The sequence below is a fragment of the Bacteroides muris (ex Afrizal et al. 2022) genome (assembly GCF_004793475.1).
GTDB lineage: Bacteria > Bacteroidota > Bacteroidia > Bacteroidales > Bacteroidaceae > Bacteroides > Bacteroides muris.
The window spans coordinates 105,616-120,569 of record NZ_SRYZ01000002.1; the positions used below are offsets into that span (position 1 = coordinate 105,616).

11 protein-coding genes, 1 tRNA gene and 1 pseudogene are annotated in these 14,954 nt (G+C 48.1%); 8 read left to right on the forward strand and 5 right to left on the reverse strand.

Annotated elements, in window-relative coordinates:
- Positions 1–35: 35 nt before the first annotated feature.
- Positions 36–1,337: a murein hydrolase activator EnvC family protein gene (locus E5355_RS01555; RefSeq protein ID WP_136008889.1), complete on the forward strand. Its 1,302-nt coding sequence runs from the start codon at positions 36–38 to the stop codon at positions 1,335–1,337.
- A 109-nt stretch (positions 1,338–1,446) separates the two neighbouring features.
- Here E5355_RS01555 and E5355_RS01560 read toward each other — a convergent pair whose 3' ends face one another.
- Positions 1,447–2,517 carry a M20 family metallo-hydrolase gene (locus tag E5355_RS01560; RefSeq protein WP_136008890.1) on the reverse strand — a complete coding sequence of 357 codons (1,071 nt, stop codon included), beginning with the start codon at positions 2,515–2,517 and terminating at the stop codon, positions 1,447–1,449.
- 142 nt (positions 2,518–2,659) lie between these two features.
- Here E5355_RS01560 and E5355_RS01565 point away from each other — a divergent pair, with 142 nt between their 5' ends.
- The 7 genes from E5355_RS01565 to E5355_RS01595 all read left to right on the forward strand — a co-directional run bounded on the left by E5355_RS01565 (position 2,660) and on the right by E5355_RS01595 (position 12,255).
- Complete coding sequence (locus tag E5355_RS01565; RefSeq protein WP_136008891.1) at positions 2,660–4,465, forward strand: AMP-dependent synthetase/ligase; 1,806 nt, start codon at positions 2,660–2,662, stop codon at positions 4,463–4,465.
- A gap of 288 nt (positions 4,466–4,753) precedes the next feature.
- Positions 4,754–5,299, forward strand: a complete 546-nt coding sequence (locus E5355_RS01570; RefSeq protein WP_256371983.1) for a carboxypeptidase-like regulatory domain-containing protein — start codon at positions 4,754–4,756, stop codon at positions 5,297–5,299.
- 213 nt (positions 5,300–5,512) lie between these two features.
- Entirely contained in the window at positions 5,513–6,628 is a 1,116-nt protein-coding gene (prfB, locus tag E5355_RS01575) for a peptide chain release factor 2 (RefSeq protein WP_136008892.1), read from the forward strand.
- 1,012 nt (positions 6,629–7,640) lie between these two features.
- Entirely contained in the window at positions 7,641–7,775 is a 135-nt protein-coding gene (locus tag E5355_RS20095) for a hypothetical protein (protein WP_255260446.1), read from the forward strand.
- 19 nt (positions 7,776–7,794) lie between these two features.
- The gene (locus tag E5355_RS01585; protein ID WP_136008893.1) at positions 7,795–8,262 is read left to right on the forward strand and encodes a CYTH domain-containing protein; all 468 of its coding nucleotides are present in this window, start codon (positions 7,795–7,797) and stop codon (positions 8,260–8,262) included.
- A gap of 34 nt (positions 8,263–8,296) precedes the next feature.
- Positions 8,297–9,592, forward strand: coding sequence for an MgtC/SapB family protein (locus tag E5355_RS01590; protein WP_136008894.1), 1,296 nt, complete (start codon positions 8,297–8,299; stop codon positions 9,590–9,592).
- Positions 9,593–9,741: 149 nt separating this feature from the next.
- Positions 9,742–12,255 (forward strand): TonB-dependent receptor domain-containing protein, encoded by a 2,514-nt coding sequence (locus E5355_RS01595; protein ID WP_136008895.1) that lies wholly within the window; start codon positions 9,742–9,744, stop codon positions 12,253–12,255.
- Positions 12,256–12,522: 267 nt separating this feature from the next.
- On the opposite strand, the pseudogene E5355_RS01600 reads toward E5355_RS01595, so the two are convergent.
- From E5355_RS01600 to E5355_RS01615, 4 genes and pseudogenes are all read right to left on the reverse strand, one after another.
- Positions 12,523–12,789, reverse strand: a pseudogene (locus tag E5355_RS01600) (IS4 family transposase); the annotation flags it as partial.
- Between the two features lie 95 nt (positions 12,790–12,884).
- Positions 12,885–12,966, reverse strand: a tRNA-Leu gene (locus tag E5355_RS01605).
- A 75-nt stretch (positions 12,967–13,041) separates the two neighbouring features.
- Positions 13,042–14,058 (reverse strand): S41 family peptidase, encoded by a 1,017-nt coding sequence (locus E5355_RS01610; RefSeq protein ID WP_136008896.1) that lies wholly within the window; start codon positions 14,056–14,058, stop codon positions 13,042–13,044.
- 36 nt (positions 14,059–14,094) lie between these two features.
- Complete coding sequence (locus E5355_RS01615) at positions 14,095–14,949, reverse strand: DUF3316 domain-containing protein (RefSeq protein ID WP_136008897.1); 855 nt, start codon at positions 14,947–14,949, stop codon at positions 14,095–14,097.
- Between the last annotated feature and the right edge of the window lie 5 nt (positions 14,950–14,954).

Below are 14,954 nucleotides of genomic sequence, written 5' to 3' on the forward strand. Positions count from 1 at the left end.
ATAATTGACAGTTGTTGGATAATCCCTCATAACTTATGAAGCTTCTCCTGTTCTTCTTTCTCTTCCTTTTGCCGGTTTCTCCGCTCCTTGCCCAGTCCAACAAGTTGATTAAGGAACTGGAAAGCAAGCGTGGTGCCTTGCAGCAACAGATAGCGGAGTCGGAGACCCTGTTGATAACCACCCAAAAGGATGTGGGAAGCCAGTTGAAAGGCCTTGCTGCACTAACCGGACAGATAGAAGAACGTAAACGTTATATTCTGACTATCAATAATGATGTGGAGTCCATAGAGCGCGAGTTGTCTTCATTGGAGCGCCAACTGACCCGTTTGCAACGTGATTTGAAGGATAAGAAGCAGAGGTATGAATCGTCCGTTCAATATTTGTATAAGAACCGTTCCATTGAAGAGAAGCTCATGTTCATCTTCTCTGCCAAGAGCCTGGCGCAGACCTACCGCCGCATGCGCTACGTACGCGAATATGCTACTTATCAACGCCTGCAAGGCGAGGAGGTGTTGAAAAAGCAGGAACAGGTGAACCGCAAGAAGACTGAACTTCAGCAGGTGAAGGCTGTCAAGGAGGGATTGCTGAAAGAACGTGAAGAGGAAAAAGTCAAGCTGGAAGCACAGGAGAAGGAACAGAAGTTGCTGGTAGCCAACCTGAAAAAGAAACAGCGGGGATTGCAGAACGAACTGAACAAGCAACGCCGCGAAGCCAATCAGCTCAATGCACGTATTGACCGCCTGATAGCGGAAGAGATAGAGAAAGCGCGTAAGCGTGCGGCAGAAGAAGCGCGCCGTGAGGCTGCCGCACGTAAAAAGGTTGGTGAGAAAACTGAAAAACCAGCAACTGCCTCTACGCCCGCAAAGTCGAAGGCACAGCCTTTGGAAACCTACTCCATGAGTAAGGCAGACCATGAATTGTCCGGGAACTTTACTAATAATCGCGGTAAGTTGCCGATGCCCATCACCGGAGCGTATATCATCACCAGCCATTACGGCCAGTATTCTGTGGAAGGTTTGCGCAATGTCAAGCTGGACAATAAGGGCATCGATATACAAGGAAAGCTGGGTGCCCAAGCCCGCGCCATCTTCGACGGCAAGGTGGCAGCAGTCTTTAAACTGAACGGGCTGTTCAATGTTCTTATCCGCCATGGAGATTATATATCTGTTTATTGCAATTTGTCATCGGCTTCAGTGAAGCAGGGTGATGATGTGACTACCAAACAGATTCTCGGACAAATCTTCTCGGATGGGGCCGACAATGGCCGTACGGTGCTGCACTTCCAATTGAGGAAAGAGAAGGAGAAACTGAATCCGGAGCCGTGGCTGAACAGATGATAGTCTCAATTGTATACTGAGATACCTCTGTTGCAGTATGCTTGATAACAATGGTTTATAAATGGAGACCCAGTGTGGATAAAAAGTGACAATGCTCACCCCTTTCCTCTTATATTTTTGTCCCTTCCAATAGCTTCAGATACATCTCTATCGCTTCTTCAATCTCTTTGATAAAGATGAATTCGTCGGCAGTGTGTGAACGGGCGCTTTTTCCCGGTCCCATCTTCAGAGAAGGGAAGGGCATCAGTGCCTGGTCGGACAAGGTGGGTGATCCGAAGGGAGTACACCCCATGGCAATAGCTTTTTGCACTACCGGATGCTCCGGGGCTACGTGCGAGGAGCTTAACCGGAAGGAGCGGGCTTTGGCTTCACACGTGATGTGTTTCCGTATTTCATCAAATAGCTCTTGATTAGTATAACACTCGTTGCTGCGGATGTCTACGACAAAAGTACAACGGTCGGGAATGACGTTATGCTGTGTGCCGGCATTTACCATAGTTACACTCATTTTCACGGGGCCCAGCAGGGAAGATTCTTTGGGGAAATGGTAATCACGAAACCAGGCAATATCGTCCAATACCTTATATATGGCATTGTCCCCTTCGTTTCGGGCAGCATGTCCCGATTTTCCGGTAGCAGTTACATCCAGCACCATCAAGCCTTTTTCTGCAATGGCAGGTTGCATCTCCGTCGGCTCGCCTACAATGGCAAACTGTATGGGGGGCAGTTCCGGTAGCACGCACTCTATTCCACCTTTGCCCGAAACTTCTTCCTCGCACGAGGCAAGATATATCAGATTGTAGGCCTGGGTGGTGCGGCACAGCGTGAGGAACACTTGCAGCAGGCTGACAACACTTGCTCCGGCATCATTGCTGCCCAGCCCGTAGAGCTTTCCGTTACTTTCCAGCGTGGGGGTAAAGGGGGCTTTCCGCCACCCGTTGACGGGTTTTACGGTGTCGATATGCGAATTCAGCAGCAAGGTCGGTTTCTTTAGGTCAAACATCGGGCTGAGGCACCACACATTGTTGCCTTTACGTCCTGTTGCCATGCCTTGCATCTCGATATAGTCTTGCAGATAATCCGCCGCTTTCTCCTCGTCGCGGCTCAGGGAAGGAATGGTTATCAGTGATTTGAGCAATCCGGTTGCTTCGGAAGTTAAAGTCGGTATATCGTAAATCATATTCAGTAAATAAATAATCCAGCTGCAAACTTACGAATAAAAAACGGAAAGGAGCACCCATATTGAATAATTACCCGTTAATATCGAATTAGTTTCAAATGAAACCACTACCTTTGTGCCGTATTTATCAATATCAAAAGTTATGACTTATCATCATTTGTCTGTTCTGGTGCATCGCCAGGCAGAGAAGTATGGAGACAAAATAGCCCTGAAATATAGGGACTATGAAACTGCGCAATGGATACCCGTCTCATGGAAGGAGTTCTCGCTGACTGTACGCCAGACTGCCAATGCCATGGTAGCTTTGGGAATAGAGCCACAAGAGAACATAGGTATCTTCTCGCAGAATAAACCCGAATGTCTCTTTACCGATTTCGGTGCATTTGCCAACCGGGCGGTGACCATACCTTTGTATGCCACCAGTTCACCGGCACAGGCACAATATATTATCAACGATGCACAGATACGCTATCTGTTTGTGGGCGAGCAGTTTCAGTATGATGCCGCTTTCAGTGTGTTCGGCTTCTGCCACTCCCTGCAGCAGCTCATTATCTTCGACCGTGCTGTGGTGAAAGACCCGCGCGACATGACTTCCGTCTATTTCGATGAATTTATGGCAATGGGTGAAGGATTGCCGCACGATGCCGTTGTAGGGCAACGTACCTCAGCCGCTTCGGACGACGACCTCGCCAATATCCTTTATACTTCCGGCACTACCGGTGAACCGAAAGGTGTCATGCTCCATCATTTCAATTATCGGGAAGCTTTCCGCATCCATGATATCCGTCTGCCTTTCATGACAGACCGGGATGTTTCCATGAACTTCCTCCCGTTGACGCATGTGTTCGAGAAAGCATGGACCTACCTCTGTATCCACCGGGGTGTGCAGGTCTGTGTCAATCTGCGTCCGCAGGATATCCAGACTACTATTAAAGAGATACGTCCCACGCTGATGTGCAGTGTGCCCCGTTTCTGGGAGAAGGTCTATGCCGGCGTGCAGGAGAAGATTGCCCGGGAAACCGGCTTGCGTAAGGCTATGATGCTGGATGCCATCAAGGTGGGCAAGGCGCACAACATAGGCTATTTGCGTTTAGGCAAAAAACCGCCTATGATGCTCCATTTGAAGTATAAGTTCTACGAAAAGACCATTTATGCCCTGCTGAAGAGGACGATAGGCATCGAGAACGGAAACTTCTTCCCTACAGCCGGTGCTGCCGTGCCCGATGAAATCTGCGAGTTCGTACATTCGGTAGGCATCAACATGGTGGTAGGTTATGGCCTGACGGAGTCTATGGCTACCGTATCCTGCTTCCTCAACGAAGGGTATGAGATTGGTTCCGTAGGTACGGTAATGCCCGATGTGGAGGTGAAGATCGGCGAGAACAACGAGATACTTCTTCGTGGTAAGACCATCACTACCGGCTACTACAAGAAACCGGAGGCAACGGCTGCTGCCATTGACGGTGACGGATGGTTTCACACGGGTGATGCCGGTTATCTGAAGGACGGACAACTGTATCTGACGGAACGCATCAAGGACTTGTTCAAGACCTCCAACGGAAAATACATTTCGCCGCAGGCATTGGAAACGAAGCTGGCCATAGACCGCTACATCGATCAGATTGCTGTCATTGCCGATGAGCGTAAGTTTGTTTCAGCTTTGATAGTTCCCGTTTATGGCTTTGTGGAGGATTATGCCAAAGAGAAAGGCATTGCATACGGCAATATGGATGAGTTGTTGCAACATCCCAAGATACAGGCGTTGTTCCGTGCCCGTATCGATACCTTGCAGCAGCAATTTGCCCATTATGAGCAAGTGAAGCGTTTCACGCTTCTGCCCGAACCATTCAGTATGGAACGCGGTGAGCTGACGAACACGCTGAAGCTGAAACGTTCTGTTGTGGCAAAGAACTACAAAGGACTGATTGATAGGATGTACGAAGAATAGAACTTTGTTTTTTTGTTTATAACCGTCCGACCTGGGATGAAGCTTTTTCATTCCAGGCCGACGGTCTGTTTTTTATCTCCTTCTTCTGAACAGAAAGAAACTCCCCTCCCTGCACGCAAGAAACTAATCATCTTTTGTCGCGTTGCCGGGGAGGAGTTCTCTTGTAGATAATGAAAGTCTCACTCTTAGGCGAGGGAGAGAAGGGGGATGCCGTAATCTGCTTAAAACCATGCAATAAAGCACCGGTTCTGCCAGCAGCCCAAAATTCTCTCCTCCCCCATTACCGGTATCGTTATTTCAGCTGAAGGCAATGAACCGATTATCGGAACTTCCGTATTGGTAAAAGGAAGCACTACCGGAGGCGTAACAGATTTAGACGGCAAATTCACTGTTACAGATGCGCCCGCAGGTGCCACGACACTGCAAGTGTCTTTCGTAGGTATGATAACACAAGAAGTTCCCATCACTCCGGGAACGATAAGAGTCATATTAAAGAATGATGCCAAGCTGCTGGATGAAGTGGTGGTAATGGCATTGGGTATTGCAAAGAAAGAAAAATCACTGACTTGCTCTACTCAAGTGGTGAACGGTGACGAATTGGCACGCGTGAAAGACCTCAACATGATGAACGCGTTGGCCTGTAAGATGGCAGGTGTGCAGATCAATAAGAGTTCATCCGGTTTGGGCGGTTCTTCAGAGATTATCCGTGGTAACTGTTCTGTAAGCGGAAGTGGCCAGCCGTTGTATGTGATAGACGGTGTATCGTTCGGTTCCTCCACCGATGAAAGTACGGCAACTATCTTTACGGCGATGTCGTTTCTGGATGGGATGTGACAATGGTAGACAAGGATTTTTCTAAGAAATGAAAGCTTTTTCGGTACCTTGTCTTTTGAATGGTCTGGGCACGGATTCATCTTCTATACCACGACTTATTGAACTGATAGCTGCGAAATTATGCGTTTTTTTCATACCTTTGCCGTCCGAAGTCGGATTGATAATACCAACTTCAATCGTCAAATCGTAAATTGTCAAATCGTAAATAGACTCATGATTACCGCAGAACAACTGAAAGATATCAAAGAACGTACCGAAGCGTTGAACCGCTATCTGGACATTGAAGGAAAGAAGATACAAGTGGAAGAAGAGCAGCTTCGCACCCAAGCTCCCGGTTTTTGGGACAATCAGAAGGCTGCCGAGGCTCAGATGAAGAAGGTGAAAGGCCTGCAACAATGGATTTCCGGCTACAATGAGGTGAAGACTTTGGCCGATGAAGTGCAGTTGGCCTTCGACTTTTACAAGGACGAACTGGTGACTGAGGAGGAAGTGGATGATGCCTATGCCAAGGCAATCGCTGCCGTCGAAGCCCTCGAGCTCAAGAACATGCTTCGCGAGGAAGCCGACCAAATGGACTGTGTGCTGAAAATCAACTCCGGTGCCGGTGGTACGGAAAGCCAGGACTGGGCAAGCATGCTGATGCGTATGTACCTGCACTATGCCGAGACTCACGGCTACAAGGCTACCATTGCCAACCTTCAGGAAGGAGACGAGGCAGGTATCAAGACTTGTACCATCGAGATTTCCGGTGATTATGCCTATGGTTATCTGAAAGGTGAGAACGGTGTGCACCGCCTGGTGCGTGTTTCGCCCTACAATGCCCAGGGTAAGCGTATGACTTCTTTTGCATCCGTGTTTGTCACTCCTTTGGTAGATGATACCATCGAGGTGAATATCGAACCTGCTCGCATGTCATGGGATACCTTCCGAAGCGGTGGCGCCGGTGGACAGAACGTCAACAAGGTAGAATCCGGTGTCCGTCTGCGCTATCAGTACAAAGACCCCTATACGGGTGAGGAAGAAGAAATCCTGATTGAAAATACCGAAACACGCGACCAGCCTAAGAACCGCGAGAATGCTCTCCGCCTTCTCCGTTCCATGCTCTACGATAAGGAACTCCAGCACCGCATGGCCGAGCAGGCCAAGGTGGAAGCCGGCAAGAAGAAAATCGAATGGGGTAGCCAGATTCGTAGCTACGTCTTCGACGACCGCCGCGTGAAAGACCACCGCACCAATTTCCAGACCAGCGACGTGAACGGTGTGATGGACGGAAAGATAGACGGCTTCATCAAAGCTTACCTGATGGAATTCGCGGGAAGCGGAGAATAGCATGTTCCCCTCCTGAATGCTATTACACTGAGTATTTCCGATAAACTGACTGATTAAAGTTCCCCATTCTTAATAAAGATGGGAAACACTTTAATCAGTCAGTTATTGAATCCGGAGGTTCTGATGTTCGGAAGCAGCGGATGAAGAACATCCGCTACAACAGAGAACAAATCTGTTAACAATAGGAACAAAATCCCTTTTACGGCAAAGGAAGGCATTTCTTCTAACTAATCCCCAAACCCCTAAAAGAAATCAAAACGTTTACTCCCGTCATCATAATAATAGAGATATAATACCAAACTTGGTGTTCTATATTTATAGTAAACAAGCATAAAACAGACATGCCCAATATGAAAAAATGGAATATATAGATAATATCAAATATGATACAGTTCTTATTTTATAAGACTTTGATAGTAGGAGACATGATATACATATAAGTAATAAAGTCATTATTATAGTCCCCAATCCAAAATTATGACACTGTCCAAAATTTTGTGTAAATGGAAACAGGATTTAGCTGTAAGTTTGTTCTTATATGGCGGTGTGTACAACGCGCGGATGGAAGAGCTTGGCTCCGTCCTTGTTCTCTTTCGTGGATTGAATAGTTTTGTAAAGTACTGGCATAATTCTAAATGTGTTTGATTTGAATAATTTCGTGTTCTGTGTATTAAGCTTAACGACATTGCAAAGATACGGCAATTTTTTTCTCCGATGGGGCTTTTCGGGGCAAGGCGTTCCACAAAACGAAAACTTTTTCCCGGACGCTTGCCTGCTTTCACACCTGCATTATTCATAGCGGGGAGTTAAAGGCCGATAGTATAGCCCATCAGCCGGAGTACCGGCTTCTAACTCCTAAGCCCGAAGGGCGATAACTCCTTCCAACTCCCGATAACTCCTCTGAATGAAAAAGCCGTGCAGAATTGCGGAAAATTCTTCCCCTTTCATTTGCATTCTTCCCGAATTTGCCTTTACTTTGTTCATCGTTGAACTTTAAACTAAAAAACACGCCATGGGAAAAAGTAAAAAGAAAGCAATGCACAGCCAGAAGGAAGAGCAGCAGGCCAAGGAAGTGATGCTGACGATGGGAGTGATAGCCATTGTGCTGGTCATCGCCATGTTTGTGGCCTATTCTTACTGGGGCTGATAAAACCATCGGAAACAACATGCCGCAGGAGATAGAACGGAAATTCCTCGTAACGGGAGAATACAAGTCGCAAGCCTATGCACAGAGCCGCATCGTGCAGGGATACATCAGTAGTGCGCGTGGACGGACGGTGCGGGTGCGCATCCGTGACGGACGGGGATTCCTCACCATCAAGGGTGCGTCCAACGAATCGGGAACCAGCCGCTACGAGTGGGAAAAGGAAATCCCATTGGACGAAGCGCGGGAACTGCTGAAACTGTGCGAACCGGGCATCATCGACAAGACCCGCTACCTGGTTCGTAGCGGACAGCATACTTTTGAGGTGGACGAGTTCTATGGCGAGAACGAGGGGCTGACCGTGGCCGAGGTGGAACTCTCCTCGGAGGACGAGCCTTTCGTGAAACCCGCTTTCGTCGGAAGGGAGGTGACGGGAGACGCCCGTTACTATAACTCGCAACTGATGAAGCACCCTTTCACCACATGGTAGCAAACCAATTGTACGCCGTACTTGTTTAATCGTCATGGAGAAACTTTACGACTACCTGCCGAGAGAATTGGTCACTTTCCTTCTGGTCACCGTATTCTCTTTACTCATCGGGCTTTCACAGCGGAAAATCAGCTTGAAGCGCGAAGGGGAGACTACGCTTTTCGGCACCGACCGTACCTTCACCTTCATAGGCATTCTGGGCTATCTGCTCTATATGCTCGACCCTGCGGATTATCGTCTGTTCATGGGAGGGGGAGCCGTGCTGGGACTGTTGCTCGGGCTGAATTATTACGTGAAGCAGTCACAGTACCATGTGTTCGGAGTAACTACCATCATTATTGCGCTCATCACCTATTGCATAGCCCCCATTGTGGCCACGCAGCCGTCGTGGTTCTACGTCATGGTCATAGTGACCGTCCTGCTCTTCACCGAGCTGAAGCACACCTTCACGGAACTGGCCCAGCGCATGAAGAACGATGAGATGACAACGCTTGCCAAGTTCCTTGCCATCAGCGGCATTATCCTTCCGATGCTGCCCGACAAGAACCTCATTCCCGGCATCAACCTGACGCCCTACAGCATTTGGCTGGCCACGGTGGTCGTGTCGGGCATTTCCTATCTTTCCTATTTGTTGAAGCGCTACGTCTTCCGTGAATCGGGTATTCTGGTTTCGGGCATTGTGGGAGGCTTGTACAGCAGTACGGCCACTATTTCCGTATTGGCGCGAAAGAGCCGCAAGGCCTCTGCGCAGGATGCTCCCGAATATGTGGCAGCTATGTTGCTGGCGGTCAGCATGATGTTCCTACGTTTCCTGATATTGATAGGCATTTTCAGTTGGGACACGTTGCTGGCTGTCTATCCCTATCTGCTGATTATGTCGCTGGTGACGGCCACCGTGGCATGCTATCTGCATTCCAAGCGGAAACGGACGGACGACGGCACGCAGGCTGAGGAAGAAGAGGAGGGCAGTAACCCGTTGGAGTTTAAGGTGGCGCTGATTTTTGCCATACTGTTTGTGGTGTTCACTATCCTGACCCACTATACGTTGGTGTATGCCGGCACGGGCGGACTGAACCTGCTCTCCTTCGTTTCGGGCTTCAGCGACATCACTCCTTTCATCCTGAACCTGCTTCAAGGAACGGGCAGCGTGGCAGTGCCGGTGATTACGGCTTGCACCATGCAGGCTATTGTCAGCAATATAGCGGTAAACATGTGCTACGCATTGTTCTTTGCCGGTGGGAAAAGCCCTTTGCGCCCGTGGATATTGAGGGGAATCGGCTGTGTTATTGCCGCAAACATCTCTCTGTTGCTGTTTTTCTATTTTCTCTAAATTGCTGTCTTTTTGCTTTTTTAACTCCGAGAATCTCGTAAATGTATGGAAAGAGGTTATTTTTGCCAAACCTATTGTGACAAAATCGGAATTAGAAACGTCTAATATCAAGATAATAAACAAGAATAGTCACTAAAACAAAAAATGTAATGAGAATTAAATGGACTGTGCTGCTATACCTGTTGATGATATCCGGGCTGGCTCTGGCACAAAACACAGCAAATACTTCTTTCCAGGTTAAAGGTATTTTGCTCGACTCGCTTACTCAGGAAGGTGAACCTTATGCTACCATTAAAATCGTGAAGAAAGAGGCTCCTGCACGAGCCTTGAAAATGCTGGTAACAGACATGAAAGGTCGGTTTCAGGAAAAAGTATCCGGTACTGGCAACTTTGTGATAACCATCACTTCCGTGGGACGTACTCCTATCGTGAAGAACTTCTCTGTGAAGGCAGGAGAGAAAGTGGTGGACTTCGGCACGCTCTATGTCGTGGATGCCTCCAATGAATTGGGACAGGTGGAAGTGGTGGCCCAAAAGCCTTTGGTGAAAGTAGATGTGGACAAGATAGAGTATAACATTGAAGATGATCCCGACTCCAAGACGAACTCCGTGATAGAGATGCTTCGCAAAGTGCCTCTTGTGACGGTGGATGGCGAAGACAACATTCAAGTAAATGGCAGTAGCAGCTTCAAGGTACACGTCAACGGAAAACCCAACAACATGATGAGCAACAATCCCAAAGAGGTGCTTAAAAGTATGCCTGCCAATACAATCAAATATATAGAAGTGATTACTTCTCCGGGAGCAAAATACGATGCCGAAGGAGTGGGAGGCATCCTCAACATCGTGACCGTGGGCAGTGGCTTCGAGGGATATACCGCTACTTTCAGTGCACGGGTCAGCAATATGGGAATGGGTGGCGGCGCCTATGCCACCATCAAGCAGGGCAAGCTGACATTGACGGGCAACTACAACTATAGCTACAATAGCCAGCCTACCAGCTATTCGGAGAGCTATCGTGAAGATTATCAGTCTATCGAACAGAAGTATCTGGAATCTGCCAACTCCTCGGATAACAGTGGGCAGTTCCAGCATGGCAATCTGGAAGCCAGTTATGAGATAGATACTTTGCGGCTTCTCACCATGTCTGTAGGCATGTATGGGGGAGGCAGCGACAGTGAGTCCAACGGCAATACCATAATGTGGAACGAGGCGCGTGACGAGAAGGCATACAGCTACCGCACACTCTCAGAAGGTGACGGATCGTGGTATTCCATCCGTGGAAATGTGGACTACCAACGCATTTCCAAGAAGAACAAGAACCGTATGTTCACGCTTTCCTATAAAATCAACACACAGCCCGACAAGAGTGATTATTACAACCGATACTTGGACCGTTATCAGGTGCCTGAGGTTTTCCAACTCTACAATTCGCACACATTCGGCAAAACCAATACGACGGAACATACCTTTCAGGCAGACTATACGACTCCTATCGGCAAACTGCATACCGTGGAAGCGGGCGTGAAATATATCATCCGCAACAATGTCAGCGAGAACGACTTTTCGGAAGACAAGAGTGAGGATGGCAACGGAGAGTATCAGTACAACGAGGGCCGTAGCAGCCACTACAAGCATCTGAACGACATCTTGGCAGCTTACTTCGGGTATACGCTGCGCTACAAAGATTTCACTTTCAAGCCCGGTGTGCGCTATGAGCATACGGCACAGGATGTACGATATCTTGTAGGGGCGGGAGAGGATTTCAAGGTGAATTTCAACGATGTGGTGCCTTCTGTTTCTTTGGGCATCAAGCTGGGACCCACGCAGACGCTGCGCGGAGGTTATGACATGCGTATCTACCGTCCCGGAATCTGGTATCTGAATCCTTACTTCGATGACCGCAATCCGATGTTCATCAGCCAAGGTAACTCTGAACTGGAGAGCGAGAAGAGCCATGCGTTCAACCTGAGCTACAGCAGTTTCTCTTCCAAGTTCAACATCAACGTGGCCTTGCGCCATTCGTTCAACAACAATGGAATCGAACGTGTGAGCCGTCTGATAGGTCCGGAGGGTGAGTCTTTCGGCGACCACTTTGCTCCTGAGGGTGCTCTTTATAGCACTTATGCCAATATAGGCAAGAGCCGTAATACGAATATGAGTCTTTACTTCAATTGGAATGCATCTCCGAAGACGCGTATTTATATCAACGGACGAGGAAATTATTCAGATATAAAGAGTCCGGCACAGGAATTGCATAATTACGGTTGGCAGGGCTCCATATACGGAGGAATCCAGCACACTTTCCCGTGGAAATTGCGTGCGAGTCTGAATGGTGGCGGAAGCACGCCTTACATTTCTTTGCAGGGCAAAGGAAGCGGCTATTCTTACTACAGTTTGAACGTGAATCGTTCGTTCCTGAAAGACCGTCTGACAGTCAGCGTATACGGTTCGAATCTCTTCTCCAAGTATAGGACTTTCGACAATACGACTTTTGGCGAAAACTTCTATTCTGCCAGTAAAAGCCGTTATGCCAACCGCTCGTTCGGCATGAGTGTCAGCTACCGCCTCGGTGAGTTGAAGGCCAGTGTGAAAAAAGCTGCCCGTTCCATCAGCAATGACGATGTGAAAGGTGGCGGCGGCAATTCGGGCGGCGGAGAGTAAATTGCAGGTACGCCCTCTGTTTCGGACATAAAAGAAAAATTCCCCTTCCGGCATCACCCTTCCTTCATAAAGAAGAAAGAAGTGCGAATTCCGGAAGGGGAATTCTTTTTACGCCTATTGAAGCGGTCGCAAGCAATAGGGTTGTTCGCTTGAAAGGTCTTTTCGGATTGAACTAGGTGTTTGTGAGTTATATTCCCTCAGAGCAAAACGATACCTGTTTCAACGAAACTCGTGGTTTTTACTACTGTCCACTAAAAATGGACAAGGTTAAAAATTGAATAAATTCGGTTCACTTGAATCATATCGGTTTTTGACATTTCTGAAATTCGATTTGTCGAACAAGTTGCTGAGATGTGTTTTGTCAGTCAGAGAGATTCCGAGAATTTAGAGAACTTCATAGACGCTGCGTTCTAATTTCATATCGCGTTGGATTATTGCTACTAAGCAGTAAGTGATTATCGCACAATAGATTTGTATGCGTACAGCGTTTTCTGATGTACCCCAAAACTTCTTAATCCTGAGGTGTTGTTTAACTATTTGAAGCTCTCGCTGTAATAGCGAGAGCTTCAAGTAGTTATGAAAATAAAAAAGAGGATTTCCCCGAAGAAAAATCCTCTAAAGTAAACTTGTGCGGGTGATAGGACTCGAACCTACACGCCTCACGGCACCAGATCCTAAGTCTGGCGCGGCTGCCAATTACGCCACACCCGCGGGGTAATTCCATTTAGCGGTGGCAAAGGTAGGAAAAATTTTCATTTTGGCAAACAGTTTGAAGAATAAAGTCTTTTATGGGTTTACTTTCAGTAGCTTTCTTGCCTCCTCAATGATGGTGTCCAAGCCATTGTTCTCATCTTCTTTACTCATATCCACTTTCTTGTCCGGGTCGATGCCGAACTCGATATGCTGCTTTTGGGCATCGAGATGCGGGCTGGCAGAAAATCGCACTCCCCATCCGTTGGGCAGTTCCGAAGAGAATGGCAGGCCCGACCCTCCGCCGGTTTTATCGCCAACCAGGGTGACATTGGGAAAACAGCGCATGGAATTGACAAAATCATTGGTTGCGCTATAGGAATGACGGTTGGTCAGGACAATTACTTTTTTTTGCCAGCGGATACTGTTGGAGGGTTCCACATGAATGGGAGTCGGATCTGAAAAATCGCTATGGCCTTTGCCGGTCTTGTGCTGAATATATCCCGTCAGTACTTTTTCATTCGTGAAGCGTTGTGCCATTCGGGTGGCGTTTGTCAGGTTGCCGCCACCATTGTTGCGCACGTCGATAATCAGGCCGTTGCAAGCGGAAAGGTATAACAGAATCTCATCCAGGTTGCCGTTTCCGATGCCACTGGAGAAATCACCGTAATAGATATATCCTATGTTGTCTTCCAAGATGGTATATTTGGCGCCTCCGGCAATGCGGTAGTCTCTTCCCAGGTATTTTTCAATGATACTTTCGTTGAAGTTACGAGGATAATCCAGATACCAGTCCCAGTAGCGTGCCGTGTTGGAAGAAGAGTACAGGTTGACATGTCCGTCTTTCAGTTCGGCGAGCATGTTGCCCAATATTTCAAATAGACCGTCGTAGCTCATTCCCGGGGTAATGAGCGGCTGGTACTTGTCGTGGATGGCATCCCAGTCTATTTGCTTGTAGTCCAAGAAGCAGTACTGTTCGTCTATTATCTTCCACAAAGCTTCGAAATTGCCTTGTGGGGTATTGCTGAACTCTTCCTCACGAATACATCCGCTCGATAGGGGCAGCAACGTGAGCAGGATGCTCCAAATTCTTAAGAGATATCTTCTTTTCATGCACATTATCCTTATCATTTATCATCTTGTCACTTTTTACTTTCTCTTGTTGGGAAACAGATAGAGTTCCTTTACGAACCCCACCATGAATACGTGCGAGTAAGTATGTGTCTTTATTTCGTTCACATTGGACTGCTGTGCATCCCAGATGTAGGCAAAACGCATCCGGGCATGCCCCACCGGAAAGTCGGCGGTCAGCATTTGTCTCAGAGAGGGCTGGTTGTGCAGGGAGGTGAAGTTCACTACTCCGTCCCAATGTCCCAACGTAAATATCTCGTAATAGGACTGTCCATAGTTGGGCATGAACATGATGCCTGCCAAGGGAAGATTCATCTGATAGCGTAATGTGATGGGACGGTTCTTGATACGCAAGTTCCAAATGGCCATTCCCGATGCCGCAAGGTTGATATAGGCACGTGCTTGGGCGGGGTTGTTGCCGTTGCGCAGATTATAGACAAAACCGCCGTTGAAGTCGCCGACTCCTCCGGCAAGCAGCTTGAAGTTGCTTGTGATGGGGAAGTTGTAGTGCAGGCCGTAGTTCCAGTTTGCCAGTCCGGAGAATGTATTGTTGTTGTCTACTTTGTTGTGTGTGTACCCCAAGTCTGCCTGGAAGAAAGTTTGCAGAGAGACGTTGCCTCCCATCAGCCGCGTCATCCGCATGCTTTCGCGGGAGATACGGAAATCGATTCCCTTGTACTCCTGAGGCGAAAGATAAGTGTCGAACACGTTGGTGAGGCCGACACCATACATGGTGGCACGGGTGATGATACGGTTGCGGTTGGTGGAGTCAGCCCGTAGCTCCCGGTCGATGCCGCATCGTGCTTCTTGTGCTTTCAGTCCGGCACTTCCCAAGAGCAGGCCGCATAAAATTATTATCTTGTATACGTACATATCCG

Coding starts and splice junctions, on each gene's coding strand:
- E5355_RS01555 (WP_136008889.1), top strand. CDS start 36: ATGAAGCTTCTCCTGTTCTTCTTTCTCTTCCTTTTGCCGGTTTCTCCG.
- E5355_RS01560 (WP_136008890.1), bottom strand. CDS start 2,517: ATGATTTACGATATACCGACTTTAACTTCCGAAGCAACCGGATTGCTC.
- E5355_RS01565 (WP_136008891.1), top strand. CDS start 2,660: ATGACTTATCATCATTTGTCTGTTCTGGTGCATCGCCAGGCAGAGAAG.
- prfB (WP_136008892.1), top strand. CDS start 5,513: ATGATTACCGCAGAACAACTGAAAGATATCAAAGAACGTACCGAAGCG.
- E5355_RS20095 (WP_255260446.1), top strand. CDS start 7,641: ATGGGAAAAAGTAAAAAGAAAGCAATGCACAGCCAGAAGGAAGAGCAG.
- E5355_RS01585 (WP_136008893.1), top strand. CDS start 7,795: ATGCCGCAGGAGATAGAACGGAAATTCCTCGTAACGGGAGAATACAAG.
- E5355_RS01590 (WP_136008894.1), top strand. CDS start 8,297: ATGGAGAAACTTTACGACTACCTGCCGAGAGAATTGGTCACTTTCCTT.
- E5355_RS01595 (WP_136008895.1), top strand. CDS start 9,742: ATGAGAATTAAATGGACTGTGCTGCTATACCTGTTGATGATATCCGGG.
- E5355_RS01610 (WP_136008896.1), bottom strand. CDS start 14,058: ATGAAAAGAAGATATCTCTTAAGAATTTGGAGCATCCTGCTCACGTTG.
- E5355_RS01615 (WP_136008897.1), bottom strand. CDS start 14,949: ATGTACGTATACAAGATAATAATTTTATGCGGCCTGCTCTTGGGAAGT.